This window comes from uncultured Ralstonia sp. (assembly GCA_913056305.1).
GTDB lineage: Bacteria > Pseudomonadota > Gammaproteobacteria > Burkholderiales > Burkholderiaceae > Ralstonia.
On record CAJXMR010000018.1, the window covers coordinates 1 to 23955 of the forward strand.

At 65.6% G+C, this 23955-nt stretch carries 29 protein-coding genes and 1 pseudogene; 1 reads left to right on the top strand and 29 read right to left on the bottom strand.

Annotation, left to right across the window (positions count from 1 at the left end):
- The 25 genes and pseudogenes from QZ609_RS05185 to QZ609_RS05300 form a co-directional block, all read right to left on the bottom strand.
- Window positions 1–429 (bottom strand): annotated as a pseudogene (locus QZ609_RS05185) (hypothetical protein); the annotation flags it as partial.
- Between the two features lie 8 nt (window positions 430–437).
- Window positions 438–1061, bottom strand: a complete 624-nt coding sequence (locus QZ609_RS05190) for a putative phage tail protein (RefSeq protein WP_295491931.1) — start codon at window positions 1059–1061, stop codon at window positions 438–440.
- Complete coding sequence (locus QZ609_RS05195; RefSeq protein WP_295491933.1) at window positions 1052–2113, bottom strand: baseplate J/gp47 family protein; 1062 nt, start codon at window positions 2111–2113, stop codon at window positions 1052–1054. The genes QZ609_RS05190 and QZ609_RS05195 overlap by 10 nt, the downstream gene beginning before the upstream one ends.
- Window positions 2106–2573: a phage GP46 family protein gene (locus tag QZ609_RS05200; RefSeq protein WP_295491935.1), complete on the bottom strand. Its 468-nt coding sequence runs from the start codon at window positions 2571–2573 to the stop codon at window positions 2106–2108. Before QZ609_RS05200 ends, QZ609_RS05195 begins: the two co-directional genes overlap by 8 nt.
- A gap of 3 nt (window positions 2574–2576) precedes the next feature.
- Complete coding sequence (locus QZ609_RS05205; protein WP_295491938.1) at window positions 2577–3215, bottom strand: phage baseplate assembly protein V; 639 nt, start codon at window positions 3213–3215, stop codon at window positions 2577–2579.
- A gap of 10 nt (window positions 3216–3225) precedes the next feature.
- On the bottom strand, window positions 3226–4521 hold the full coding sequence (locus QZ609_RS05210; RefSeq protein ID WP_295491940.1) for a phage baseplate assembly protein: 1296 nt from the start codon (window positions 4519–4521) through the stop codon (window positions 3226–3228).
- Window position 4522: 1 nt separating this feature from the next.
- On the bottom strand, window positions 4523–5785 hold the full coding sequence (locus QZ609_RS05215) for a DNA circularization N-terminal domain-containing protein (RefSeq protein WP_295491941.1): 1263 nt from the start codon (window positions 5783–5785) through the stop codon (window positions 4523–4525).
- Window positions 5786–5800: 15 nt separating this feature from the next.
- Entirely contained in the window at window positions 5801–7606 is a 1806-nt protein-coding gene (locus QZ609_RS05220; protein ID WP_295491943.1) for a hypothetical protein, read from the bottom strand.
- A 101-nt stretch (window positions 7607–7707) separates the two neighbouring features.
- A complete protein-coding gene (locus QZ609_RS05225; RefSeq protein WP_295491945.1) occupies window positions 7708–8082 on the bottom strand; it encodes a phage tail assembly protein in 375 nt (124 codons plus the stop codon).
- Window positions 8079–8447, bottom strand: a complete 369-nt coding sequence (locus tag QZ609_RS05230) for a phage tail tube protein (RefSeq protein WP_042549277.1) — start codon at window positions 8445–8447, stop codon at window positions 8079–8081. Before QZ609_RS05230 ends, QZ609_RS05225 begins: the two co-directional genes overlap by 4 nt.
- A gap of 13 nt (window positions 8448–8460) precedes the next feature.
- The gene (locus tag QZ609_RS05235) at window positions 8461–10029 is read right to left on the bottom strand and encodes a phage tail sheath subtilisin-like domain-containing protein (protein ID WP_295491948.1); all 1569 of its coding nucleotides are present in this window, start codon (window positions 10027–10029) and stop codon (window positions 8461–8463) included.
- Window positions 10026–10322 carry a DUF2635 domain-containing protein gene (locus tag QZ609_RS26730; protein ID WP_365900976.1) on the bottom strand — a complete coding sequence of 99 codons (297 nt, stop codon included), beginning with the start codon at window positions 10320–10322 and terminating at the stop codon, window positions 10026–10028. Before QZ609_RS26730 ends, QZ609_RS05235 begins: the two co-directional genes overlap by 4 nt.
- Window positions 10323–10404: 82 nt before the next feature.
- The gene (locus QZ609_RS05240; RefSeq protein ID WP_295491950.1) at window positions 10405–11088 is read right to left on the bottom strand and encodes a hypothetical protein; all 684 of its coding nucleotides are present in this window, start codon (window positions 11086–11088) and stop codon (window positions 10405–10407) included.
- On the bottom strand, window positions 11088–11525 hold the full coding sequence (locus QZ609_RS05245; protein WP_295491952.1) for a hypothetical protein: 438 nt from the start codon (window positions 11523–11525) through the stop codon (window positions 11088–11090). Before QZ609_RS05245 ends, QZ609_RS05240 begins: the two co-directional genes overlap by 1 nt.
- An 8-nt stretch (window positions 11526–11533) precedes the next feature.
- Window positions 11534–11917 (bottom strand): head-tail adaptor protein, encoded by a 384-nt coding sequence (locus tag QZ609_RS05250; RefSeq protein WP_295491953.1) that lies wholly within the window; start codon window positions 11915–11917, stop codon window positions 11534–11536.
- Window positions 11914–12555, bottom strand: coding sequence for a head-tail connector protein (locus QZ609_RS05255; RefSeq protein WP_295491955.1), 642 nt, complete (start codon window positions 12553–12555; stop codon window positions 11914–11916). Before QZ609_RS05255 ends, QZ609_RS05250 begins: the two co-directional genes overlap by 4 nt.
- On the bottom strand, window positions 12555–13184 hold the full coding sequence (locus tag QZ609_RS05260; protein WP_295491957.1) for a hypothetical protein: 630 nt from the start codon (window positions 13182–13184) through the stop codon (window positions 12555–12557). The genes QZ609_RS05255 and QZ609_RS05260 overlap by 1 nt, the downstream gene beginning before the upstream one ends.
- A gap of 69 nt (window positions 13185–13253) precedes the next feature.
- Entirely contained in the window at window positions 13254–13709 is a 456-nt protein-coding gene (locus QZ609_RS05265; protein ID WP_295491959.1) for a hypothetical protein, read from the bottom strand.
- 28 nt (window positions 13710–13737) lie between these two features.
- Window positions 13738–15123, bottom strand: coding sequence for a phage major capsid protein (locus tag QZ609_RS05270; RefSeq protein ID WP_295491961.1), 1386 nt, complete (start codon window positions 15121–15123; stop codon window positions 13738–13740).
- Between the two features lie 128 nt (window positions 15124–15251).
- Window positions 15252–16175: a S49 family peptidase gene (locus QZ609_RS05275; RefSeq protein ID WP_042549006.1), complete on the bottom strand. Its 924-nt coding sequence runs from the start codon at window positions 16173–16175 to the stop codon at window positions 15252–15254.
- The gene (locus tag QZ609_RS05280) at window positions 16165–17457 is read right to left on the bottom strand and encodes a phage portal protein (protein ID WP_295491964.1); all 1293 of its coding nucleotides are present in this window, start codon (window positions 17455–17457) and stop codon (window positions 16165–16167) included. The genes QZ609_RS05275 and QZ609_RS05280 overlap by 11 nt, the downstream gene beginning before the upstream one ends.
- Entirely contained in the window at window positions 17457–19166 is a 1710-nt protein-coding gene (locus QZ609_RS05285) for a terminase TerL endonuclease subunit (RefSeq protein ID WP_295491966.1), read from the bottom strand. The genes QZ609_RS05280 and QZ609_RS05285 overlap by 1 nt, the downstream gene beginning before the upstream one ends.
- Window positions 19156–19770 (bottom strand): glycosyltransferase family 2 protein, encoded by a 615-nt coding sequence (locus QZ609_RS05290; protein ID WP_295491968.1) that lies wholly within the window; start codon window positions 19768–19770, stop codon window positions 19156–19158. Before QZ609_RS05290 ends, QZ609_RS05285 begins: the two co-directional genes overlap by 11 nt.
- Before the next feature lie 5 nt (window positions 19771–19775).
- On the bottom strand, window positions 19776–20237 hold the full coding sequence (locus QZ609_RS05295) for a phage terminase small subunit P27 family (RefSeq protein ID WP_295491970.1): 462 nt from the start codon (window positions 20235–20237) through the stop codon (window positions 19776–19778).
- 119 nt (window positions 20238–20356) lie between these two features.
- Window positions 20357–20755, bottom strand: a complete 399-nt coding sequence (locus QZ609_RS05300) for an HNH endonuclease (protein ID WP_295491973.1) — start codon at window positions 20753–20755, stop codon at window positions 20357–20359.
- Window positions 20756–20862: 107 nt separating this feature from the next.
- On the opposite strand from QZ609_RS05300, the gene QZ609_RS05305 reads away from it, so the two are divergent.
- The gene (locus QZ609_RS05305; RefSeq protein WP_295491975.1) at window positions 20863–21336 is read left to right on the top strand and encodes a DUF3489 domain-containing protein; all 474 of its coding nucleotides are present in this window, start codon (window positions 20863–20865) and stop codon (window positions 21334–21336) included.
- Here QZ609_RS05305 and QZ609_RS05310 read toward each other — a convergent pair.
- The 4 genes from QZ609_RS05310 to QZ609_RS05325 all read right to left on the bottom strand — a co-directional run bounded on the left by QZ609_RS05310 (window position 21318) and on the right by QZ609_RS05325 (window position 23871).
- A complete protein-coding gene (locus QZ609_RS05310) occupies window positions 21318–22580 on the bottom strand; it encodes a site-specific DNA-methyltransferase (RefSeq protein ID WP_295491977.1) in 1263 nt (420 codons plus the stop codon). The two genes, QZ609_RS05305 and QZ609_RS05310, sit on opposite strands and share 19 nt — an antisense overlap.
- 191 nt (window positions 22581–22771) lie before the next feature.
- Window positions 22772–23152, bottom strand: coding sequence for a DUF6362 family protein (locus QZ609_RS05315; RefSeq protein WP_295491979.1), 381 nt, complete (start codon window positions 23150–23152; stop codon window positions 22772–22774).
- On the bottom strand, window positions 23145–23357 hold the full coding sequence (locus tag QZ609_RS05320) for a hypothetical protein (RefSeq protein ID WP_295491981.1): 213 nt from the start codon (window positions 23355–23357) through the stop codon (window positions 23145–23147). The genes QZ609_RS05315 and QZ609_RS05320 overlap by 8 nt, the downstream gene beginning before the upstream one ends.
- Before the next feature lies 1 nt (window position 23358).
- On the bottom strand, window positions 23359–23871 hold the full coding sequence (locus tag QZ609_RS05325) for a hypothetical protein (protein ID WP_295492021.1): 513 nt from the start codon (window positions 23869–23871) through the stop codon (window positions 23359–23361).
- Window positions 23872–23955 lie beyond the last annotated feature (84 nt).

The window sequence follows — 23955 nt, forward strand, 5'->3', positions numbered from 1 at the left end:
AGGTGGTGGAGGTGGTGGAGGCGGCGGTGGTGGAGTTGGCGTAGGCGTAGGCGTTGGTGTCGGTGTCGGTGTTGGTGTTGGTGTTGGTGTCGGCGTCGGCGTCGGCGTCGGGGTCGGTGCGGGGGTCGGTGTGGGCGTGGGAGCTGGCGCCGGTGGTCGGTAGTTCGCCAGCGCGGCGGCGACCGCTGCATTGATCAGGACCTCGATCGCCTGCCTGAGCTGGTTGAGCGCGTTGCGGTCGGGTGCGAGCCCAGCGGCCAGGATGACATTGCGGATCTCCTCGCTGACCTGATAGAACCAGTAATCCCCCGGCGTGGTGGCCGGCGTATTGGTGGCCGGATTCCCGTCGGTCGGGTAGCCGATCGACGGATTGGCCGGCACGGCAGGTGGTGTTTGGGCGGCGTTGGCCTCCCAGACGCGGTTGTCCATGTGATCTCCTACGTGTAGCTGAAGAGCAGCGTGGTGTGGGCGGGCTTGAGCCGCCGCATCACGCACTCGAGCAAGGTGTTGCCCCAGGCCGCGAGCGGATCGGAGACGCGGCCGTTGACGGTGAGCGTGCTGCGCGTGTCCCCGAGGGGCACGTGAATCGTCCAGGTGTAAATCCAGTTGCTATTGGCCAGCGGGTTGTTGACCGGCGAAATGACGGTGTCGATTTCCTGCCAGCCTTCAGTGATCGAGATGGCGAAGCCCAATGCCCGCGCCACGGCGATGAAGTAACCGCGAGACTGGCCGCCGACCTGGATCAGCCGGGACACCAGCGTGGCCCGTCGCTGCGCAAACGTCTGCTGACTGCCGAGCGCTACCACGCACGGATCGGGCAAGCCCGCCACCCGCTGCCAATCGGGAAACAATTCGTTGGTGGTGCGCGGATCGGCCTCGTCGATGAGTTGCCAGCTTCTGGCATCGATCCGTGCCAGTTCCTGCGCGAGGCCCGTCAGCAGCCGGGTGATGGCCGCGTCGGCGTCATCGGTCCACGCCGGGCCATAGGGCAGGAGCTTTTGCAGCGACGCCAGGTAGTCGGCGGCGGCCAGTGGCTGGCTGACCTGCTGCGTCACTGCCATACCACCCTCCCCATGACCGGGATTTGGCCGGGCGACAACACGACGTTGGCGGCCGGAGTAACCAGCACGTAGTCCCATTCCTGGGCCGCAGAGGAAATCGCCGAGCGCATGTGCGACAGCAGGATCGTGCCGCCGGGCTGCCCCTCACGCGCCAGCAGATCGGCGAGTTCGGCCGTGATGGCCTGTTGAACGGCCAGCGTGTCCGGGCTCAATCCTTCGATCGCGAAATCGATCGGCACGGCGACCGGCGCATAGACCGTCACATGCGCGGTGACCGGGCGGACCGTGTCGATGAAGGCGGCGACGGCCGCGATCTGCGCGGCCGAGGGAAGGATCGCCGCGCCCGCGCCGTTGCCGTCGCAGACGAAGGCGACGCCCACCGTGCCTTGCCCGAATTGCTCGGCCACGACCCAAGCACGGGTGGCGCCGCCGCCGGGCGTTGCCAGGGTCCATTGCACGTAGTCGTTGGCGTCCCCGCCTTGCGGCGGTTGCTGGATGCGGTTGAGCAGCCGCTCGCGCAGACTGTCGTCGGACTCGAGGTCGCCGCCACCGGCAAGCAGCCCGAGCACGGCAGCGGTCTGCACGCCCAGCACCGGCGTGACCAGATTGGCCGTCTGCCCGGCGTAGCCGTTGCTGGCGGCAGACGGTGCGACCGCCGTGACGGTGGTCGTGGCCTGGAGTCCGCTGACCGTGATGTCCGCTGTCGTCTGGAATTGCGTGCCATCGAGCGTCTGCACCAGCGTACCGGCCGGGATGTCCGCTGCCCCCGGCGCCACCGTGAAGGTGATGGTGCCGGTGGCGGGTGTTGCCGCGAGACGCTGCACGCCCCAGATGGAGGCCCAGCGCTCCAGGAACTCGGCTTCGGCGGTGTCGATGATGATCTGGCGGCTGATCCATTCAATGAAACCGTACAGGCCATGGGCCACGCCGGCGAGCACGCGGGCATAGACCTGGGCGTCGGCGCGGCGCAGCACGTTGTCTTGCTGCAGCCGTTGAAACACGTCGTTCGTCGTGCGATTGATCAGGTCCGCGAGGGACGGACGGTTAAACATTCAAGAGACTCCAGAGGTTGTCGAACCTGAGCACCGCGTTCGCCGTGCCATCGGCCGCGAACAGCGTGCATTGCAGGGCCAGCGTCGACAGGCCCTGGCGCTCCGCACGCACGGCGATGCGGGCGGCGACGCCATCGTCGATCAGCCACTGCAGGGCCTCTTCGGCATAGTCCTGGGCTCGTTGCACCGTGGTCAGCGTGAGCTTCGCGCGCGCCAGCAGCCACAGGCGTGAGCCGATGCGGTCGTTGGCCACCGCCGGGTAGGAGTCGCCCCACCAGCCCATGCGAAACCCCTTCGGGTCGGGCAAGGTGTCGTCGGCATTGGCGCGGCGCCAGGTGAAGAGACTGATGAGCACGGCCCGCACCAGCGGATGGGCCTTGTCGTTGTCGATGTCCTGGAGCAGGCCGAGCGGGGTCGTCTGGCCGTCGAAGGTGACGGTCAGCGGCATGGTGTCGCGCATGGCTTATTCCTGCTGGTTCGGCGGGTTGGTGGTGAAGCCGTCGCCGTGGCTGTCGGTGCCGGCATGCGTGTGGCCGTTGTAGATCTCCCGCATGCCGGCCATCGTCTTGACACCACCCTGGTCACCGACGTCCTGTGCCGCCGTGATGCTGGCGTCGCTCGTGATGTTCTGGGTCACTTCCAGCGTGCCGACGATCTTGCTGTTCGCGTTGATCGTGAGGCCGGCCGCGAACGTCATCGATCCGCTGCCGTCACCTTGCATCACAACGGTCGATCCCGCCTTGTCAGTCAGCTTGATGCCGCCGCGCATGAGATAGACGGACTGCCCCTGGTCGTCATGCAAGATGACTTCGCCGCTCGCCAGGCCCTTGACCCGATAGCGACGATCGGCCACGCACACGACGACGCCATGCGAGCGGTCGCCATCGAGAAAAAGCGCGACGCATTCGGCGCCGGGCTGGGGATGGCTGGTCAAGCCATACGGCTCGAAATGCTCGACGTCATCCTTGGACTCGCCGGCCAACAGGCGCAGTTGCAGGCTCTGCATCTTGGTCGCCGCGTTGACCAGGGACACGCTGCCACGCGCGACCATGTTGGACAGGCGGCGCGCATAGGGCGCGACCAGGCGCGCGAAATCCGTCATGGATTGAACCTCATTCCACATCTCCCCAGGTGTCGGCGCCGCCGCGCTTGATGCCCTTGCGCGGCTTGGCCGCCTTGGAGCGGTAACCATCGGGCGGCCCGACACGCAATTGCGTGCGCAGTCCGTTGTCGTCGAGCAGGTAATGCGCTTCGGCGATGACCATGGTCTGGTCGAAGCCGATCAAGTCGTCCCGGACGCGTACCAGCAGGTTCGGCACCCACAGCTGTCCGTCACCCTGGCGCCAGCCAGCGACCGTATAGGTGGCTTCGAGCGCCTTGGCGGCCCGGTGCGCGCGCTCGTACAGCGCCCGGTCCTGGCAGGTGCCGGCGTCGGCATGGCCGGCTTGCTTGAGCACCAGCACCCGAAAGCGCTTGGAACGCGCATCCGTCAGACTCGCCGTCACCGGCGTGCCGGCGTCGGAGATCCCGCCTTCGAACTCGGCCTCGCCGTCATCGTCGCCTTCGACCTCGTTGGCAATGACGCCGAAGTCGCCGTCATTGCCCGCACGCTGGCCCTTCACGACGTAGCTGGACATCACCGCCTTGAAGTCGAGTTCGCAACTCCCCTCCCGGATGTTCTGGCCCAACTCGAGCGTGGTGGTGGCATTGCCGGCGCTGCCGACATCGATGAACACCAGGTCGCCCCGGGCGTTGTCGGTGGACAGCACATGGCGCAGGCGCATCAGCCGGTCGATGCTCTCGAACACGGTTTCCCCGACCTGGACGTGGTGCTCGGTGATCGGCGCACCGCTGTCGATCTCGGTCAGCACGCGCACGCCATAGGGCGCGGCCAGCGCGGCGGCAATGGTCTCCAGCTTGGCGTTGCGCCAGACGTTGGTGTTGGCCGCCGCCGGCTTGACGACCGTGCCGGTCTTGCCGTCCTTGCCTTTGACGTCCGCCCACAGGCCGTTGCCCGCCGGTGCTGCCCGCCCGGAATCGGGCGGGCAGCAGTCGACCAGATCGCAGGTGCGGCTGCGGCCCTTGACGGTGACGCTGACGCGCTTGCCGTCATACTGGATCGGGGTGGCATCGACATAGCCGGTCAGCACCAGGTCGTTGCCGATCAGCACCTGACAGGCATCGAATGGCCGGATACGGCGCCAGACCGGTGGTGCGGTGTCTGCGGTGGCGGCCGAGGTCGGTCCGGGCCAGCGGTCGGTGACTTCCAGCTCGAAGCTGCGCGCCTGCCGCTCGATCCCGGCCTCGATGCGGATCTTCTTCCAGCCGCCGAATTCCTGGCCGCCCACCACGAGGCGCACCTGATTCTCCGGCAGGCCCGCCGGATAGCCTGGATCAGTGCTCGCCATGTCAGGCCACGATCACGGAAAGCGCGCCGGGCGGCACGAAGCCGGGATGGCGGATGCCGTTGCGCGACTGGATCTCGGCATCGCGCGACGCATCCGCGTACAACTCGTAGGCGACGGCCAGCATCGGCATCGTCTCGGGCGGCGTCCAGGCGGTCAGACGAGCCGCGCCCTGCGCCCGGGCCGTCAAATCCACATAGACCGCCGCGCTCGCGGTCTGCAACGCCTCATAGGCGGCGTCCCCGCAGCGGCGCATCTCGGCGTCGAGCGTGGAGAGCAGCGCGTCGCGCACCGCCAGCATGCTGTCTTGCGTGACCTGTTGTGGGGCGACCGGCATGCCGCCCGACGGCTGGCTGATGCCGGCCTGCACGCTGTCCTGCTCGGTGCCCACCAGGGACGAAATGCCCACCGCTTGCGCGAGCAGGAGTTGCCGGCCCAGGCCGTAGAGCGCGACGGCATTGGTATCGATCTGCCGGCGTGACGGCGTGGCCGCCACGACCGGGGTGCGCGCCAGCATGGCGTTCGACGACGCCGTGCCGGTGAGCAGCTTGACCACGTTGGACCAGGCGGCGACGGCGCCCGCCGCGCCCGACAGGCCGAAGGCATTGAGCAGCGTCTGACCCAGCATCGCCGGATTGCTCAGAAAAGACGCCGCCTGGGTGACCAGGTTGGCGACCGAGGTGGCCTGCGATGTGAAGTTCGCGAGCACCTGCGCGATCTGCCCAGCCCCCACGAAACCCAGCATGGCGGCCAGTCGTCCTTGGGCCGCCGCCGCGACGAAGCTCTGAAAGCCCGCGACCGTGAAACTGCCCGCAAAATCCTGGATGGCCGCCGTGGCCAGTCCATCGGCCGCGAGCCGGCTGGCCGCCTGGGTGGAACTCGTCGGAATCGGGAACGTGAGTTCGCCCGATTCGACGAAGGACAGGGATACCGTCGCCACGCCCAGGCCGGAATCGAAGCGCACGCGAGCCGGTGCGGACAGGCACACCTGCATCGTTCCCAGCCAGGGATGCACGAGCGTCCCCGGCCCAGCCATCTCCAGAACTGAGAGCAGGCGATTGGCCTGATCGATGTAGTCCGCACCGATCAGAAAGGCGTCCAGCGCGATCTCGCGGGTGGCACGGCCCAGGTCCTCCACCCAGGGCATGTCGCGCTGGGGGTATTCATGGACCTGCACGCGTCGGCCGGCGCCGCAGTCGGCGCCATTGACCTGGAACACCACCCCGCGAAAGGATGCCGTATGCAGAGAGTCGGAATACTTGGCCATGAGAGGAATCCGGCGCTATGGCATAAGCAGCGCATGCGCGCTGTAGCCGGCATCGACATTGATCGGCATGGTGCCGCCGCGCACCTGTTCGACGCGTGAACCTGCAGGCAGGCCGTCGATCTTGATGTTCACCTGGCCCTCCACCTTGGCGGCGCCGGCAGCCGTCCCCAGCAAGGAGGGGCGGTTACCGGCAACCGGGGATGCCATCGCCCCCAGAGGCGTGCCCCGGGAGGGGTTGCCTGGCTCGGGGCTCGCCGATCTTTCGTCGCCGCCACCGATACCGAAGGCATGGCCCACGGCTTTGGCGGCATCGACCATCCAGCGCAGCTTGTCCGACAGCCAGCGCACGAAATCGCCGAACCAGGCTTTGAGCGGCTCCCAATGCTCGATGATCGTGCTGGCGACCCAGCCGATCGGGCCGAGGCAGGTGAGGATCAGTTCGGCATGGGCCTTGATCCAGTTCCAGAAGCCGGTGAACCAGCTTTTGACGGTGTCCCAGTTCTCATAAATCAGCCAAGCTGCCGAGGCGATCGCGAGAATGATGCCCAGCGGGTTGGCCATCAGCGCCGCACCGACGGCGCGAATGCCGCCACTGACCATCGCCATGGCGCCCGACATCAGGCCGCTCATCGACACCGTCGTGGTGGCGAGCAACGTCCACAGTGCGCGCAAGCGCCCAAGCGGGCCGGTGAGCAGCGTGGCCGCGATGCCGGTGCGCGCCATCGACAGCAGCGCCGCATTGCTCGCGACATAGGCCCGTGCCGCCATACCAAGAAATGCCAGGCCCGCGCGGCCGATGGCGCCAACCAGGCCGCCCAGGGCCATGATCGTCTGGGCATTCATCACGACCGCCAGGCCGATCAGCGCATTGCGCGGGCCGCCGACGAAATCGACCAGTTTGCCGATGCCCTGGCCGAAGGCCAACACACTGCGGGCCATGCCGCGCCAGTCGATGCTGGACAGCCAATGTCCGAGATCCTTGGCCATGCGGCCGACCTCGGCGGACACCAGCTTCTTGTTGGCTGCCATCCAGTCGTTGAAGCCATCGAGCAGCGGTTTGATCGCCGGCACCAGGCTCTTGGCGATGGTCATCTGGAAGCCCTTGCTGACCATCTCCAGATCGCGCAGCGACTTGGCGAATTCCCGCGATCGGTCGATATTCTCCTCGTTCATGACGCCCTTGAAGCGCGACATGCGCGCCTGGGCTTCCTCGATGCCCTTGCCGCCGGCTTCCAGCAGCGGCACGATCTCCTGCCACTTCTTGCCGAACAAGGCCATCCCCATACGGGCACGCACGGCCGGGTTTTCGTTGCGCACGAACGCATCGGCCAGTTCGGGCAGCACAGTCATGCCCGAACGCAGTTGACCGGACGCATCGCGCATGGCGATGCCCAGGCGAGCGAACAGCGCGGCGGCTTCCTTGCCTCGCCCGCCGGCCGCGCGCCCGAGCGTCAGGTTCAGCTTGCCCATGGCGCCTTCCATCTGTTCGACCGCGACGCCGTTTTGCTCCGCCACGTACTTCATGCGCTGGAACTGCTCGACGCTCATGCCCGCGCGCGTGGCGCCGTGGTGCACCGCCTCACCTAGTTCGGCATAGGTGTGCACCGCATCCTTGACCTTGGCGAGGCCGAAACCGGCCGCCAGGCCACCGGCGATCCCGACCGGCAAACCGAACTTGCCCGCCAGGCCGGAGGCGGACTTGCCGATGTCGGTGAGGTATTTGCGCGCAGCCTGCGCGGGGGCCTCGACCGACTTCAGGGCATGGATGAGGCTCTCCGCGTTGGCCGACAAAATGGCCTTGAGCTCGAAACGGTCAGACATGATTGGTTTCTGATTCGGATGCCGTCACTCGTCGCCCTGCAGGCGCTGCGCGATGCGCTCGGCCTGCCGGTTCCAGAGTTCGAATTCGGTGAGGGTCAAGCTCAGGACGTCGCGCGGGGATGTTTTGAAGAACCAGGCGACTTCGAAGACGCGCTCGGCGAACTGTTCGTCCGATCCGAGCCGTCTTCCCCGAAAAAACCCAGGACCGCCTGCGTCGCACGGCCAAAGTCACCCAGCGACAGGGACTTGACGCTGGACAGTGGAATCGACGCAAGGCGCGCCACGTAATGCGCCACCACGCCCATGCGCACTTCGACGGCGGCGTCCTCCATGCCATTGCCTGGCAGCAGCCGCATCGGTTGCCCCAGTTCGATCAGGTCCGCCGTGGTCGGCTGGCGCAGCACCAGGCAGGTGATTTCCTCGCCATGCGCCATCACCGGCGCGGACAGGGGGATGGTCAGTTCTTGGTCGCTCATTGGTTGTTACTCCACTGTCCCTGGCTTCCCGAGAACTCGATCTCGATCGTGCCGTCGATGGGTTTGGCTTTGGGCTCCCCGCGCACGAAGGCGTTGGAGAGCGTGTAGACGACGCCGTTGGCGAGTTCCGCCGTCACGGTCAGTGTGGTGTTGGTGCGCAAGGTGTTCACCGGAAAGTCCGGCGTGAACAGCGCCACCACCTTGATGTAGGGTTCCAGCGCCGTTTCCTTGTAGCCGGCCGGTCCGGACAGGCCCATGACGGCCTCGCGCTTGAACTCGGTCAGCGGAATCTCGATGTCGCCGGAGATTTCGAATTGGGCGCCGTTGACCTTGACGAAACAGATGCCCGCGATACGTTGAGCCATGGTTGCCTCCTGGTCAGCTGACGATCTGGTTGGCCGGGTACTGCAGTCGGAACTGGTTCAGTACCGCGAACACCCGCAGTTGATTGACGTAGTCGGGCGGGAAGAGGACATTGACCCGGTTGGGGTCCGTGGTGTCGCGCTCGACGATCAGGTACTGCTTGAAGGTGTCGAGGTTTTCGACGATGCCCAGGTATTCCATCTGCCCGTAGATCGCGCAGAGCTCGCCCTTGATGACGGCGGGCGTCACGATGGCCTGGCCGGCGGCGAAGCGTGTGCCATCACTCGCCAGCTTGTGCCGGGGATACTTCGACGTGATCACGCCCTTGAGCGCACGCAGCACGTAGGCCGAGGTGTGCAGGGTTTCCGAGTCGAGGTAGCTGGTGTCCGGCGCGCCGAAGGCGTTCTGCTGGTAGGTCGTGATCGCGCGCTCCACGCGCAACTGGCCGCCGGAGACGAAGCTCGTCGCGATCCCGAAATTGAGCAGCGCCTGGCGATCCTCGAACAGGAAGCGATTGCCGGCGCGCGGCGCGAGCAGGCCCAGCAGCGGCGTCGTCTGGGTGGGACGCGCCGGATCGGCGGCGATGTCGACCGCGTTGGCGCCGCCATAGGCTGCCGCGTATTCCCAGCAGGGATTCGGGCAATCGGCATCGATGGCGGCAACGGTGTGGTGCTGGTCGTTGCGCGTCATGCCGAAGGCGACCAGATCACTGAGCATGCCGCGCAAGGCGGTGTAGCCGTGTCCGTAGATCTGCTTGGCGTAGGACCAACGCCCGGTGATGTCGTTGAGTTCCAGCTGCAGGTCGTTCAGGGCCTGCGCCTGGCCATAGGGGTGGATGATGAAGTCGTAGGGGTCATCGCCCATGCCCGGGATGGCGGTGGCCGCCAGCGTCGGGTCGGTGGACCCACCCGCAAGCGTGGGGCCGGAATAACTCAGCGTCACACCGGCGGGCACGCGCTCACCGGCGCTCCACCCCAGGAAGGAGTCGAGGACGGTGATGTCGTTGGCCGTCTGCCCAGCCCACTTGCTGGTGAGCGTGACGACGGCCGAGCCCTCGGCGATCGCCGACATGGGGCGCACGGCGGCGAAGGCATACGCCCCCGTCGTGGCGGTCACCGGCAGATCGGCATTGGCGTTGATGCTGCTGACCATGTTGGCGGCGATGTTGAACGGGCTGTCACCCAGCTGGACGCCGACATTCACGCGCTGGCCCGCGATGTAGAGGGCGATGGCGCCCGCCGCGCTGGCGAAGCCGTTGATGACGATCGTGCCCGAGGCCTGCGAGGCAGCGGGGTCATCTTGTACGGGGATGCACCACAGGTTGCAGGAACCAGCATCCTGCAGCCGATAGCTGGCCACCATGCGCGCCAGCATCGATCCCTGGCCGAACAGGACCAAGGCCGACTTTGGATCGGTGACCAGCACCGCCTTGTTGGGCGTGGCTGTTCCCCAGGGAAACATCTGACCAATCAACAGCGCATTGAGCGCCTGGTCGCCCAGATTGGCCTGGCTGTTGTCCATCTCCGCGTAGAACAGCGGCACGCGCAGATTGGATGGAATGTGTTCGAAGGACACGCCGCTCATGTCGTACTCCTTGCGGAAGCCGCCGGTTCAGGTGCTACGGAGGTGGCTGGGGGCGGGCTGTTTGCCGCCGGTGCGGATGCCGGGGCCGGCGATGCAGCCGTTGACGCGGCCTTTGCTGCTTCCGTCGCCGCCGGGGTCGCAGCGGGAGGCGCCTCGCTCAGCGTGATATCGCCCTCATGCAGCCGGCGCTGCCAGTACTGGGTGACCTGGCCGATGTTCTGGCCGGTGGCCGGCAACAGTGTCCTGGTTCCAGGGATGGGGACCGATCGGCCCGGTGTGGGAATGGCAAACATGCGTGCTCCAGTGCAAAAAGCCCGCGACGACGCGAGTCGTGGCGGGCGGTCATGAAAATCCGTCGTGGCCTGGGCAGCCAGGTCAGGGAACTGAAATGTCGAACTCGATGCGTCCGTCTGGGCCGTGCGTGCGCGGCGCGCTCACGGTAGCCTGGGCAAAGTCGGCGATCGGGTTGGCCGGGTAATCGGCCGTGGCGTCGAAGATCGGCCTGCCGACATCGACTTCCACGTTGGCGGCGGAGCCCGGTAGCCATCGACCTTGGGCATCCTCGGTGCCAAAGTCCGGCAAGGTGCGCAATGCACCGGCTTCCCAGCCATCGCTGGCACCGATCCACATCTGCGCGCCGAACTCGAACTGGTACCAGAGCCGCGCGCGGTCCATCGCCAGCAGGCTGCCGCCCTCGTAGAAGATGCCGTTGTAGTCGGTGGCCGGATTGACGGTGTTCACCGGCCCCGGCACCCAGCCGAGCAAGGCCCGCCAGATTTCGGCGCGGACGGCATGCACGCCATCGAAGGCAGATTGGCCCTTCTCATCGGCACGGTTGTCGAGCGCGATGATCACGCCGAAGCTGTCGGTCATCTCCTGCCCCACGGCGTTGAGCGCCTTGGGTGGCTCGGGACGGTCGTCGAGCGGGATGACGAAGGCGCACGGCACCGGCAACGCTGCCGCTTCCTGCACCGGCTTGAATTCGGCGGCACCGGCCACCCGGCCGCTGAACGACGGGCACAGTGCGCGCAGTTGCGCGATGACGAGTTCGAGTTGCATTACCTGGGCACCAAGGCGTGGCGCAGCGCGTCGCGCACCTGCTCGCGGATCTCGCTGCCGCGATTCGCCAGCGCCGCCGTCATGAAGTTGCCGCGCGCGGCGATGTGGCGCGCCGGGCTGCCGTAGAACAGCACGGCCGGGTAGTAGAAGCTGCCGGGAATCGCGCGCACACCCACCTTGACCCAGCCGCCCTTGGAGCCTCTGCCGATCACGCCGATGGCGCGGCGCATCGCGCCCGTCACTTCACCGGGGAACTCGCCAGGCTGGGACACCACGCGGCGGGACACCAGCGTGCGTGCCTCTTTGCGCACGACCGCCGCGCCCTTGACCAAGGCACGGCGCATGGCCTTGCGGTCGTAGTCGATCGTGCTGTGGAAATCGAGACCGACGTGCAGGCTGATGCCTGCCACCTGTCCGTCACTGCTTTGTTGAGTCATGGCGAATCTCACGGTGCGCTCGTGTTGAGCGAAGCGATGGCACCCAGATTCTTGGCGGTGATCCGGATGTAGCGGTCGGCATCCTGGAAGTTCTGCGCGTCGAGGATGCGATAGCGCCGGGCGCGGTACTCGATGACGCGGTCCTGCGAAAAATAGTCAGCCGTCGTCTCGGCGCTGTAGCGCACCCAGAAGTAATGCGTCGCTTCCTCCACCGTCGCCACGCCCATGCGGGAGGCAATGCCCCGGATGGGCTCGACCTTGGCCCAGCGGTTGATGCCGGCATCGAAGGTCTGATCGACGTTGAAGCTGGCATTGGGGACGTCGGTCCAACGCCGGATGACGATGCGACGGTTGAGCTCCCCGGTATCGGGGAGCATCAGCGCTTCGCTCATAGGATGGCGATCCGGTAGGGGTCGAGCAGCGCGTCCACATAGGGCAGCTTGTCCATGCGCCCGCGTGCGAAGGCCACTTCGCCGCGCTGGTTGTAGAGGCTGTCGACGCGCAGCTTGATCCAGTGCTTGATGCCCTCGGGCACCTGCGTCGAATCGCCATAGCCCGCCACGAACTGCACGGCGACCGCGCCGATTTGCGGCAACGTCGGCTGCCAGATCTGGCCGAAGATCGGCGTGATGCGGGTCAGATCGTCGGTGGAGGTCACCACGTAGTCCTCGGGCGGCATCGTCACCAGATTGAAATTCATGTCCTGGTAGACGATCGAAGTCACGGTTTGCACCGGCCCCTTCGGAATGAGGATGGCGTGCCCGGGGATCGAGTACGACAGACCCGCCGGCACGCCCATTAGGCTTGGCCCAGGGAAGGCATCGAGCACCAGGTTCCAGGTGGCCGGGAGCAACTGACGGTTGGTCAGCGTCTCGGCCATCTGCCGCGCACTGCTGATCAACGCCAGGATCAGCGCGTCATCATCCGGGATGTCGACGCGCAGATGCTGCTTGACCTCGGCCAGGGACACCGGCTCGGCGATGCCGGTGGTGGCATCGACGGCCGGTGGTGTCACCAGGTGAAATGGCATCAGCCTTGGGTGCTGGCAGTTGCCGTGGTCGCGGACGACGGCGCCGCAGCAGCCGGCTCGTTCGTCGAAGCGGCGGGCGCGTCAGGCGGCGTAGCGGTCGTCGCCTGTGCTGCCGGCGCCGCCGAGTCAGCGGAGGCTGCCGCCGCGCTTGCCTGGGTCCCGGTGGCGTCGGCAGGCTGGGCCGCCGTCAGAGACGGATCGCCAGGCGTATCGGTCGCCGACGGACTGGTCACAGGCGCTGCCGCCACCACGACGGCGGGAGCCGGCACAGGATCGGTTGCGGTGGTCGCCGGAGTCGCCGAGGACGCGCTTGCATCCGCAGCCGGAGCGGGATCTGCGGCGGGCGCTGCCGCCGTAGTCGCCGGTGCTACGTCTGCCGCTTGGGCGACCGGTGCGGTGTCCGGGGTCGCATCCGACACCGGGGTCGGGTCGGGCTGGGCCGGCTCGGCAGTCGCAGCGTCGCTGGTCGTGGCGGTGACATCGATCACCACAATCTCGGCGTGCCCGGCCTCCACATGCGACAGGGTTTCGTCGTCAGCCGGATAGGTCTGGCCCTTGGCGTACTTGACGGACTGCACGCCCGCGCCGTTGATGTGGAAGAAATCGATGAGATAGCGGATCACGTTCATGGAAAAGCTCCTTGTTGAGGGGGGTGAAAAAAATCAGGAATGGGAAGACCGTTCGCGACCAGTCGTGGCTCAGCCGGTGATCTGGGCGACGGATGCGGCGTTGAGCGAGCTGGCCGGCTCAAACCGCGCATTGATGCCCAGCAGCAGGCCCGCGATCAGGCCGGCGTTCGACAGCGTGATCTGCAACTGCACGAAGGCGTAGCCGTTGTTGGTGTCGAGCTCGTCGACCGAGCAATCGATCAGGGCCTGCACGTTGATTGCATTGCCGGCTGCGATCGGGGTGAGTGCCTTGGCCTGGCCATTGACGCCGGTGATCGGCTTGGCGCCGGTGCCGGTGGCGTCCAGTGCCTGCAGCAGCTGCGCATTGAGCACGCCGTTCGCGTTGGCGCCGGTATCGATCAGCGCCAGCAAGCGATGGACGTTGCTGACCGGGACCCAGGCGGATTGCGCGGCATTGGCATTGAGGGGGCCGGTGCGGCCAAGAATGGCGAACTGTTCCGAGCCTTTGGTGTTGGGGAAGCCCATGGGATGTCCTTCTGTGTGAGTGAAAAGATCAGCGCGCACCGAGCTGGACGAAGGGCGAGAGCGTGGCCGCGCCCTTGGCGGGCGACACGGCCTGCGCGATCTTGCTTTGCCCGTCCATGCGGAAGGTGGTGCGGAAGGCCACCGCGTCGGCGTCGAAATACAGATGCATGCTGGTGGCGGTCTGCAGGCCGCCCGCCTTGGTGATCGTGTGGTAGTACTGCAGGTCCACCAGCAGCACGTCGCCCTGGCTCGAGAACGGCGCCGGGTGCTGCGAGAAGATCACTGGCAGGCCCAGCAGCGTGTTGCGCTGCACCTGGGCGAGCGAGCCGCCGAGGTTGACCTGGTAGCCGATCGGCATGAAGGCCGGCATGCCGTTCCAGGTGATGCCGTACAGGGCGGCCTGGACCGACTTGTTGATGATCCACACGCCCTTGTTCTCCGAGCCGGGCATGAAGCGTGACTGCATGTTGAGCAGGTTCGTGAGGGTCAAGGTCTGGGTCGCTTGGCCCTGGTCCTTGGGCACGGTGATCACCGCACCGGACTGGAAGGCGCCCAACGGCACGCCATCGCCCTGGCCGTTCAGGATGGCCTCGTTGGTCTTCCAGCGGATACGCTCGGCGATCTGCTTGGGCAGGTAGGAGGTGAGCGCGTTGGTGTCCTCCAGCAGTTCCGAGGTGATGGGCACCAGCGCCATGAGTTTCTTCAAGCGCAGCGTGGTCAGGCCCAGTTGCGGCTTGGTGGCCTGGGCGACGGAGGCCTCGCCCTGCCAGTAGGCGCGCACGCCGTTCGATCCCCAGGGCGTGGTCTCGTCCTTCGGGAAGGACATGCTGTTGCCGGAGATCTCGACGTTGTCGGTCATCGGCAGCAGGCCGTCCTCACCCAGCGAGAGCGTGAAGATCTCCTGCGCGAACTGAGGCGGCACGGCAAAGCCGCCGTCCACGCCGGCCGATTCGTTGGCCGCCAGGCCGGGGGCGACGGCACCGATCCCGGAGCCGACCAGCAGCCGCTCGTCGACCACGCCGCCCGCGCGGCGCGCGATCTCGGCCTGTCGCACCGACTTCAGGAAGTCGCCGACGCTGGCAAAACCGCGCCGGGGATCGAGTTCGCGGTTGTCGCTGACGGTGATGATGCTCGCGCCTGCCGGTGCGCTGGCGGCAGGCGGATTGGGCTGCACGGCACCAGCCGTTGCCAAGGCCACGGCGACGCCGGCCGAGCGCGCCTCCTCCGCAACCAGGGTCATCTCCCGGTCGATGGCGGCGGAGGCCGTTTCGATCTGGGCGCGCAGGGTGTCGAAGCGGCTGGCCTCTTCGGCCGTGAGATCGCGATTCTCGGCAGCGGCGCCTTCCGTCAAGGCACGGGCGTCCTTGACCAGATTCGCTTTCCTGGCCTGAAGCTCTCGTAGGTGTTTGCTCATTGCGGGTTCTCCAAATGAAAAAACCCGCGCGGGTGAGCATCACCGGAGCGGGTATGAAAAAAGCCGCCGAGGTCACCCTCAAGCGGCTGTTCGTTGGGTCTGCCCAGTGACGCCGGGCAGGCAGAAAATCAAATCAAGGCAAGCGTGTTCCTGGCTTGCGTGAGGCGGGACGTGGCTCGACCTTGAGCACGTCCGCGCTTTTGCATCATCGTGACGACCTCATCGAAGGTAGCGATGCCATCGACCATCTTCTGCGTGAGCGCGGCATCCGCGCCGAGCACCCGGCCCTGGCCCATGCCCTCGCGCACACTGGCAATCGGCTGGCCGCGCCCCTTGGCGACGGCTTTCGTGAACGCGCCGTAGTAATCGTCCACGCGCGATTGCATGAAGCCGCGCGCTTCCTCGTCCAACGGCTCGTAAGGATTGCCTTCGACCTTGTACTTGCCGGCCGAGATCAGGGTGGGCTTCACCCCATCGGTGGCCAGCGCTTGCGAGTAATCGAAATGCGCCTGCCACACGCCGATGGAGCCGACCTCGCCACCGGGCGTGACGTACAACTCGGCGGCGGCACAGCCGATCCAGTACGCGGCGCTGGCCGCGAGGCTGTTGGCGATCGCCACGACCGGTTTGGCCGCGCGCGCCGACTGGATCTGGTCCGCGAGTTCGGCGACGCCGTAGACGCTGCCGCCCGGACTGTCGATGTCGATCAGGATCTGGCCGACCGAGTCGTCAGCGAGCGCCTGGCGCAAGGCGGCACCAAACATCTGCGTGCTGGTGGTGCCCGGGCCAGAGACGTCGTCGACCATGTTGCCGCGCTGGGTCACCACGCCATACAGCGGCAGCACCGCGATGCCATTGCCACCGGCGGTCTGCGCCGCCTGGCGTTTGAGCTGGCGTGCGTCACGGTCGGCCATCACGCGGGCCAGGATGTCGTCGCCGGCCGGCTCGTTCCTGGCCCACCGCCCGAAGACGGCGGTCAATGCATTCAGTCGTTCCGGCATCAAGGCCCACGGCGTGGCCAGGAACTCGGCCAGCAGCAGTTCACGTTTCATCGTCATCTTCTCGGTCGTTGATCTTGTTCGGCTGCGCGTTGTCGTCATCGGGCGGCGGCGCCTGGAACGGCTGCTGGTTGGTGCCGGTCGCCCCCATGTTGAGCGCCACCAGCGGCTCGTCGAGCCCTGGCAGCGGCGCATAGTTCTCGGCCAGGCGCACTTCGTTGCGCGTGAGCGCGCCCATGCTGACCATCGCGGAGTAGTAGGTCGCCCGGCTGTTGGCGTCGCCGCGCATCAAAGCGGCGAAGTCGAATTCGCAGTCCAGCCCTTCGTTGTCGAGCATCAAGTCGGCGCGGATGCTGGCCTCCCAGCGCTCGGCCCAGGGACGCATGGTGTAGCGCACGAACTCGATCGACTGCTGCTCGATGTTGTTGTTGGTCGCGCGGTCCAGGTCCGCAATCATGTGCGGCGGCACGCGGAACAGGCGCGCGATATCGGTGACCTGGAACTTGCGCAGCTCCAGGAACTGCGCCTCCTTGTTGGTGACGCCGACCTCGTGGTACTTCATGCCCGCTTCCAGCACCAGCACCTTGCCGCGATTCATCGCGCCCTGCGCGTTCTGGTAGGACTCGCGGAAATTGTCTCGGGCGGGCTTGTCCTTGAAGGTGCCCGGATATTCGATCCAGCCACCGGTGGGCTTGGCATCGTTGGCGAAGAAGCGCGCGCCGTAGTCTTGGGCGGCTAACGCCAGGCCAAAGCTCTCGCGCGCCATCTCGATCGGCGACAGGCCGATCATGCCGTCAGAGGACAGTCCACGTAGATGCCAGACCGCGCCGCGCGGCAGGATGGTCTGGTTGCCGAAGCGGTCAAGGATGCGATAGCTGTACTCGTCGGCCTGGGTATTCGAGAGCACCAGACTGACTCGGTCCGGGTGGATCGGGATCAGGTCGGTGATCTCGCCAGCGGCATTGCTGACGATGCGACAGAACGCATTGCCGCGCAGCGCCAGGTGGCCCATCAGCATCTCGCGCCACTCGAACGGGTTTTGATACCGGTTCGGGCGGATATGGAACAGGCGGTACAGCCAGTGGTCGCGCACTTCCACCTTGCCGCGCTTGGAGCCGGGTCGATAGAGGATGAACGGCAACGAGGCCATGCTCTCGGCCAGGATGCGCACGCAGGCATAGACGGCGGAGAGCCGCAGCGCCGACTCGGACGAGATGCGCGCGCCGCTCATGCTGCGCACGGTGACCGGCTCGAACCAGAACGATCCCCACGGACTGCGATCGTCCGAGTCCGAGCGTGGCCCGAGACGTCGGAAGAAGTCGGCGACCTTGCCCATCACAGCACCATCAGCTCGTAGCTGCTGTCGATCACGATGCCGTCACCCGGTTTGATCGCACGCGAGATCGCCATGATCAGAGCGACGATGCCGTCGATCTTGTTCTCCGGGCGCTCCTTCCTCGGGTAAATGTTGTCCTTGGCGTCCAGATGCGCGACCACGTTGGAGGCCATCCAGGCCAGTACCGGATCGCCGTCGTGCACCAGCTTCCTCTGCAGCACAAGCGCCTCCAGGGTCTTCATCGGCTCGCTGAAATTGAGCACCGTCGGCCGCACCTCGATCATGGGCAGGCCCTCAGCCAGCATGCGGGTCGAGAGCTGCGTGGCCTGGAACGGGTCGAAGGCCACGGCCTGGATCTGAAAGCGCGAGGCCATCTCCGTCAGGTCGGCCTCGATCCAGCCGAAATCGATCACATTGCCGGGCGTCACGGTCAGCCGCCCGGTACGCATCCAGCCTGGGTACTGGCTGTTGCCGGCGGCCTGGACCGTGTCCTCGGGCAGGTAGTACTTGCCGAACACCGCGTAGGCATCAGCGATGTCGGGATGCTGGAACACCAGCACCAGCGCCGCGATGTCGGTCTTGCTGGCCAGATCCAGCCCGACCCAGCAGGGCTGGCCCTCGAAGGCGTCGAGATCGAGCGTGGAGTCGCCGCAGGCGTCCCAGGCCCGCATGTCCATCCACGCCGTGTCGGCGTTGACCCACTCGTTCAGGTGCTTGGTCTTGAAGTTGTTGATGGCGCTGGGCAACTGCATGGCCTTGGCCTGCAGCGGTCCCAGCACCTCCGGGCGCACCGAGATGCCCCAGTTGGGATTGGCCTTGATCAGCGCCGGCTCGGTATCCCAGGCGTCGCCGTCATCCAGCCCGTAGATGATCCCGAACTGGGTGTCGTCCTGGATCACCCCGTCGAGCAGCTTGGTGACGAAGGTGCGCACCTCGTAGCAGATGCCGGCGCGGTTGCTGCCGGCGGTGGTGATCACCCAGAGCAGTGAGTTGTCGCGTTTACCGGTGCCGGTTTCGACCACGTCATAGACCGTGCGCGTCTTGTGGGCGTGCAGCTCATCGACGCAGCCGAAGTGGATGTTCAAGCCGTCCAGCGTCGAGCCCTCGGCCGACAGCGCCTCGAACTTGGAGCCGCTGGCCAGCACATGCATGTTGTGCGCGCCGACGTTCACCGCGAAGCGGCTGCGAAAGCCGGCACTGCGCCGCGCCATGGTCTGCGCGTCGCCGAACACGATGCGCGCCTGGTCACGCGTGGTGGCCAGTGAATACACCTCGGCGCCCCCCTCGCCATCGGCGGCCAGCATGTACAGGCCCACCGCCGAGGACAGCGTGGACTTGGCGTTGCCGCGCGGCACCTCGATGTAAGAACGGCGGAACCGTCGCTTGCCGTCGGACTTCACCCAGCCGAACACCGTCGAGAGGATGAACACCTGCCACGGTTCCAGGCTGATCGGCTCACCGGCCAGCGGCCCCTTGACGTGCGGCAGCCGCTCGATGAAGGCGCACAGGTTGTCGGCGGGCTGAAAGGTCCGGCCTTCCTTGTCCTTCAACTTCGGGTTGAAGCGGTAGGGGCTGGCCTTGCCCGTGTACCGGGCCAGATCATCGAGCTGCCGGCGACAGGCCTGTTGCACCCAGCGGCAGGCCAGGATTTCTCCGGCCACCACCGCTTCGGCGTAGCGACGAGCGACGGTGGCGTAGTTAGAGCTCATCGGGCGAGAAATCCAAAGACTGGCGAACGCGCCGGACGGCCCCAAGGTCGCCCATGCGATGGCTTTGGCGCGGATGCTGTCGCCAATGCCGTCCGATGACGGGCAGGTGCAGCACTTCGCCTGCCTTGGCAACCAGCAGCGTCAGCAGCCAGTCGGAAAAATTGTTGATGTCGGTGGTTTCTTTCAGCACGGCTTCGACGGCCCATCGACGCATCACGATCAGGCCGTGCACATGACTGGCGCTGCCCTCGTGCTGCTGGCGGCTGTAGGGGAGGCGCCGCATAGCAATGTCTCGTCCACGTTCGTCGGTCAGCGTTTCGTCGGTGTAGGCCATCACGGCCTGCGGGTTAGCATCGAGCGCATCAGCCAGCTGAGTGAAGGTGCTGGCTTCGTACCGGTCATCGGGATCGACGAAGGACACCAGGGGCAAAGTGCCTTGCATGTAGCCAGCGGCACGCGCCTGGCCGATGCGACCAGGAATTCCCGGCAAGACGTGCAACTGGATCGGTGCGCCCGCGAGGCTGGCGATGCAGGCCTCGCGCCATTCATCAGGCTCGTTGAGGGTCAGCAGATGAACATCGATACGCGCTTGGGTTGCCATCATTCCATCTATCCCGCGATGTCCGCCCAAGGATCGAGATCGTCCTCAGCGGCTTCCATGGGCAGCGTGACACGGGAGCGCGATGCCGGCGTGAAGCCCATCTCGGTCGCGGCCTTGGTCATGATCTGCGCCTGTTTGTTGGCAATGGCGAGGTACGGCGACTGCATCGGCACGCCAGTGTTCGGCGCCTTCACGAGCAGTCCGGTCTTGCTGATGCCGGCCTGCGCTTTGCGGTACAGATCAGCGGCGCAGGCCCACACTTCAAGGACCGACATGTCGAGTTTCTTGAGCAGGTGCGGCGGTGCGCATTCCAGCGCATAGCGCCAGGCGGACTTCGCGCCCTCGCTCATGTACTCTGGTGGCTCGACCAGATCCCCTTGCGGCTTGGGCTCCCGCAGGTTGGTGCGGCACTTCTGCAGCGTGCCCTTGATTTGCTTGACGGTGGTGGGCAGCGGCTTGCGTCCGGCCATTGGATTCGGGTCCTCGCAGGGGGAGTCCCCCCTGTTTCAATTTGCACGCGGAAAAATTTGACGGGGCGCGCGGTCTTTTGCGAATCGCGCCCAAGGATTTCACCCCCTACCCGGGGGCATCAAAAGCTGTCGTTGCCGGGCGCCCCAGGCTTGAACGCCGGGTCACGCGGTTGGCGCGACTCCTGGGCCGTTTTGAGCACGTGGCAGCGGTGGCAGATCGCCTGGCAGTTGTCGGGGTGGTCGGCGCCGCCTTGTGACTTGGGCACGACGTGGTCCACCGCCACGGCCGGCGTCAGGCGTCCGGACCGTTTGCACGGCTGGCACAGCCCTTGGTCGCGTCGCATGACGAAGGCGCGCAGCTTTTGCCACTTCGCGCCGTACCCGCGCTGATGCGCACTGCGACGGTCCTGGTACCAGCCGACCTTGTTCCGCTGATGTTCGGCGCAGTAGCCGGAGCCGTCCTGGACCAGCTTGCCGCAACCGGGGTGGCGACAGGGCGTGGGGGCTTTGCGGGGCATCGATGGCCTGTTCAAGAAAGAAGCGACGAATGCGCCGAAACGACTTGTCTTCGTGGCGGATTGAAGCGTTCATGCGAACACCATCAACCACGTCGACGGAGATCCAAATGACCACTCAGCTCACACCCGCCCAACACGCCATCCTGGCCTATGCCCATCAACACACCGAGGGCAAGATCACCTGGTTCCCGGACCACATCAAAGGCGGCGCGCGCAAGAAGGTTCTCGACGGACTGTCCAACCGCACTCTGATCACGAACACCGGCGACGACTGGTTCATCGCCGCCGAGGGTTACGAGGCGCTGGGCGTACCGCGCAAGGCGCCGGTCAGCGCCAAGGCGATCGACGAGGCCATCGAACAAGCCAAGCCGCGCACGCGCGAGAACAGCAAGCAGGCCCAGGTGATCGCGATGCTCAAGCGACCGGAGGGCGCCACCATCGCGCAGATCGTTGAGGTGACTGGCTGGCAGCCGCACACGGTGCGCGGCACCTTTGCTGGCGCCTTCAAGAAGAAGCTGGGCCTGACGATCACGTCGACCAAGGTGAACGGCGGCGAGCGGATCTACGCCATCACCGGCTGATCCGCCTCCGGCACCGTTCCGAATTTCGCGCCATCACTGGCGCGTATCGCTTCTTGCCCCGTGTAGTCCTGCCAGCGGCGCACGATCACATCGACATACTTCGGATCGAGTTCGATCAGACGGGCACGGCGGCCGGATTTTTCGCAGGCGATCAGCGTGGAGCCGGAGCCGCCGAACGGATCGAGCACGATGTCTTTGGTCTTGCTGCTGTTGCGCACCGCGCGCTCGACGAGTTCCACCGGTTTCATGGTCGGGTGCAGATCGTTCTTGGCCGGCTTCTTGATGTTCCAGACGTCGCCCTGATCACGGGCGCCACACCAGTAGTGATCGGTGCCGTCACGCCAGCCATAGAGGATCGGCTCGTACTGGCGCTGATAGTCGGCGCGTCCGAGGGTGAAGGTGTTCTTGGCCCAGATGATGAAGGTCGACCAGCGACCGCCGGCAGCGCGGAAGGCCGATTGCAGGGTGTCGAGTTCGCTGGAACTCATGGCGACATAGACGGCGCCCTTGGTGACGCCCAAGATGTTCTGGCAGGCGGCAAGCAGGAATGCTTCGAAGCCGTCGCCCAGGTTGTCGTTCAGGATCGGACGATTCTTGCCGCGCAATTTGTCCTTGGCCGTGTTGGCGTAGTTCACGTTGTACGGTGGATCGGTGAAAGCCATGTCCGGCAATTCGTCACCGAGCAGCAGCTTGTAGTCGTCCGTCTTGGTGGCGTCGCCACACAGCAGTTTGTGATCGCCCAGCAACCACACGTCGCCCGTTTTGGAGATGGGTGTTTCAGGCACTTCCGGCACAGCATCGTCGTCGGTGAGCCCGTCCTTGGTAGCTTCGTCGCCTGCGATCAGCGCTTCCCATTCGTCGGGAGAAAAGCCTGTCAGGCCGAGGTCGAAGCCGGCGTCTTTCAGCTCGGACAACTCAATGCCCAGCAGTTCGTCTTCCCAGGAGGCGTTCTCGCCGATCTTGTTGTCAGCCAGGATCAGCGCCCGACGTTGGGTGTCCGTCAGATGCTCCAGCGGGACGACCGGAACCTCCGTCATGCCGAGCTTGCGGGCAGCCAGCAGGCGACCGTGGCCGGCGATCACATTGTTCTTGCCATCGATCAGGATCGGCGCACCCCAACCGAACTCGCGGATGCTGGCGGCGATCTGCGCGACCTGGGCATCCGAGTGCTGCTTGGCATTGCGGGCGTACGGGATCAGCGAGTCGATCGGACGGTAGTGGATCTGCAGCGCGCTCATCGGCATTCATAAATGAAAAGCCCGCCGAGAGCGATGCTCCGGGCGGGCTACAAGTCGATTCGATGCGAGACACAGCTCTCGCAACCATAGAGAGAATTTACCCTCGATCGCCGCAAAACGCGACACGCCGGAAAGCGTGCAATCCCATCAAGCGTTAGCAATGGCTGGCGCTCGTTAGCAGCCACCAGCAACTTCACTTAATTTCCCGATGCCAGATGGAGTGCCACGAGATGCAGGGCCATGTCCCACCGTCGTTGTGCCGTGCGCGGTGCACAACCGAAGCGCTTGGCGATCTCTGACCAGCGATACCGCTCCGCCCGCATCCACACGAGGTGTCGTTGGTCCATCTCCAAACACTGCACCCATCGCATGACCTCCAGCATTCTGTCGACATCGGCAGGGCTCGGCGGAAAACGGATGGGTGCAGGATCGTCGGAGGCCAGGCGTTCGAACTCCGTGCGCACGATCGTCGGCCAGACGTTGAAATAGCCTTGCACCCGCACAGGGGGCAATCGATGTGCAGTGCGTGCAGCCTCGACAAAACGATCTGCAAGTTCATCGATGCTCCATTCAGCCATGGCGACGCTCCTTGTTCCCATACAGGCGGTTGCCAATGCGACGGAGCAGCTCACGCTCGGACCAGTCGAGTCGTGTGTCCTCGGGTGAAATGACGAGGATGTGCTGGTCGAGCCATCCCTCGCGTTTGATCTCTTCGGGATCTCGTCGGGGCTCTGGCACGAGCCGTCCCAGCGGGCTGCGGTACTGAGGTGTGGGGATCTTCATGTCACACCTCCTGCCCATCGTGGTAGATCTGGATGGCCCAGTGCAGGATCGCCAGGGCATCGGCCTCGTTGTCATCCGTAGGCGCATATCCAAGAAGCCGGGCGGCAGCGATCATGTCGTCCTTGCTTGCGTTGCCTTTGCCGGTCGCGTGCTTCTTGATCGTGCCAACCGGAACGCCCTGGTACGGGATCTGATGGTGTTCGCACCAGGCAGTCAGATGGGCCATGAAACCGCCGTAGGCGTGCGCGGCATCGACGCCGGCATGACGACGGACCTCTTCGAAGAACACGGCATCCAAACCATCAGCAACCTGCTTGAGTTCGGTGAGCCAGCGTTTGAAGCGGAGGTAGCGCATGCCGCCACCCTCGAAGCGCTGTGGCTTGAACCCTTCGGTTCCACTGCTGATGTCGCCGTCACGGTCCAGCAGAGCCCAACCGGTCTGGGTGCCGAGATCCAGCGCCAAGATCGCGTTTCCGTTCGCCGGCAGACCGCCCCCATCCCGACCTCCAGGCAAACCTCCACGTAAGGTAGAGGGAACTGCTGTTCCCTCTCCTACGTAGTAGGAGGGGGAGTTTTCGCCAACTTGGAATTCCCGGAA

What these genes read in the sequence shown, in the direction of transcription:
- QZ609_RS05265 (WP_295491959.1), bottom strand. Translation starts at nt 13,709, where the DNA reads ATGGGCTTCCCCAACACCAAAGGCTCGGAACAGTTCGCCATTCTTGGC.
- QZ609_RS05285 (WP_295491966.1), bottom strand. Translation starts at nt 19,166, where the DNA reads ATGAGCTCTAACTACGCCACCGTCGCTCGTCGCTACGCCGAAGCGGTG.
- QZ609_RS05205 (WP_295491938.1), bottom strand. Translation starts at nt 3,215, where the DNA reads ATGACGGATTTCGCGCGCCTGGTCGCGCCCTATGCGCGCCGCCTGTCC.
- QZ609_RS05250 (WP_295491953.1), bottom strand. Translation starts at nt 11,917, where the DNA reads ATGAGCGAAGCGCTGATGCTCCCCGATACCGGGGAGCTCAACCGTCGC.
- QZ609_RS05310 (WP_295491977.1), bottom strand. Translation starts at nt 22,580, where the DNA reads ATGCCGATGAGCGCGCTGCAGATCCACTACCGTCCGATCGACTCGCTG.
- QZ609_RS05240 (WP_295491950.1), bottom strand. Translation starts at nt 11,088, where the DNA reads ATGCAACTCGAACTCGTCATCGCGCAACTGCGCGCACTGTGCCCGTCG.
- QZ609_RS05280 (WP_295491964.1), bottom strand. Translation starts at nt 17,457, where the DNA reads ATGGGCAAGGTCGCCGACTTCTTCCGACGTCTCGGGCCACGCTCGGAC.
- QZ609_RS05190 (WP_295491931.1), bottom strand. Translation starts at nt 1,061, where the DNA reads ATGGCAGTGACGCAGCAGGTCAGCCAGCCACTGGCCGCCGCCGACTAC.
- QZ609_RS05270 (WP_295491961.1), bottom strand. Translation starts at nt 15,123, where the DNA reads ATGAGCAAACACCTACGAGAGCTTCAGGCCAGGAAAGCGAATCTGGTC.
- QZ609_RS05300 (WP_295491973.1), bottom strand. Translation starts at nt 20,755, where the DNA reads ATGCCCCGCAAAGCCCCCACGCCCTGTCGCCACCCCGGTTGCGGCAAG.
- QZ609_RS05210 (WP_295491940.1), bottom strand. Translation starts at nt 4,521, where the DNA reads ATGGCGAGCACTGATCCAGGCTATCCGGCGGGCCTGCCGGAGAATCAG.
- QZ609_RS05225 (WP_295491945.1), bottom strand. Translation starts at nt 8,082, where the DNA reads ATGAGCGACCAAGAACTGACCATCCCCCTGTCCGCGCCGGTGATGGCG.
- QZ609_RS05295 (WP_295491970.1), bottom strand. Translation starts at nt 20,237, where the DNA reads ATGGCCGGACGCAAGCCGCTGCCCACCACCGTCAAGCAAATCAAGGGC.
- QZ609_RS05195 (WP_295491933.1), bottom strand. Translation starts at nt 2,113, where the DNA reads ATGTTTAACCGTCCGTCCCTCGCGGACCTGATCAATCGCACGACGAAC.
- QZ609_RS05220 (WP_295491943.1), bottom strand. Translation starts at nt 7,606, where the DNA reads ATGTCTGACCGTTTCGAGCTCAAGGCCATTTTGTCGGCCAACGCGGAG.
- QZ609_RS05305 (WP_295491975.1), top strand. Translation starts at nt 20,863, where the DNA reads ATGACCACTCAGCTCACACCCGCCCAACACGCCATCCTGGCCTATGCC.
- QZ609_RS05260 (WP_295491957.1), bottom strand. Translation starts at nt 13,184, where the DNA reads ATGAACGTGATCCGCTATCTCATCGATTTCTTCCACATCAACGGCGCG.
- QZ609_RS05215 (WP_295491941.1), bottom strand. Translation starts at nt 5,785, where the DNA reads ATGGCCAAGTATTCCGACTCTCTGCATACGGCATCCTTTCGCGGGGTG.
- QZ609_RS26730 (WP_365900976.1), bottom strand. Translation starts at nt 10,322, where the DNA reads ATGTTTGCCATTCCCACACCGGGCCGATCGGTCCCCATCCCTGGAACC.
- QZ609_RS05320 (WP_295491981.1), bottom strand. Translation starts at nt 23,357, where the DNA reads ATGAAGATCCCCACACCTCAGTACCGCAGCCCGCTGGGACGGCTCGTG.
- QZ609_RS05290 (WP_295491968.1), bottom strand. Translation starts at nt 19,770, where the DNA reads ATGATGGCAACCCAAGCGCGTATCGATGTTCATCTGCTGACCCTCAAC.
- QZ609_RS05315 (WP_295491979.1), bottom strand. Translation starts at nt 23,152, where the DNA reads ATGGCTGAATGGAGCATCGATGAACTTGCAGATCGTTTTGTCGAGGCT.
- QZ609_RS05255 (WP_295491955.1), bottom strand. Translation starts at nt 12,555, where the DNA reads ATGCCATTTCACCTGGTGACACCACCGGCCGTCGATGCCACCACCGGC.
- QZ609_RS05245 (WP_295491952.1), bottom strand. Translation starts at nt 11,525, where the DNA reads ATGACTCAACAAAGCAGTGACGGACAGGTGGCAGGCATCAGCCTGCAC.
- QZ609_RS05275 (WP_042549006.1), bottom strand. Translation starts at nt 16,175, where the DNA reads ATGAAACGTGAACTGCTGCTGGCCGAGTTCCTGGCCACGCCGTGGGCC.
- QZ609_RS05235 (WP_295491948.1), bottom strand. Translation starts at nt 10,029, where the DNA reads ATGAGCGGCGTGTCCTTCGAACACATTCCATCCAATCTGCGCGTGCCG.
- QZ609_RS05230 (WP_042549277.1), bottom strand. Translation starts at nt 8,447, where the DNA reads ATGGCTCAACGTATCGCGGGCATCTGTTTCGTCAAGGTCAACGGCGCC.
- QZ609_RS05200 (WP_295491935.1), bottom strand. Translation starts at nt 2,573, where the DNA reads ATGCGCGACACCATGCCGCTGACCGTCACCTTCGACGGCCAGACGACC.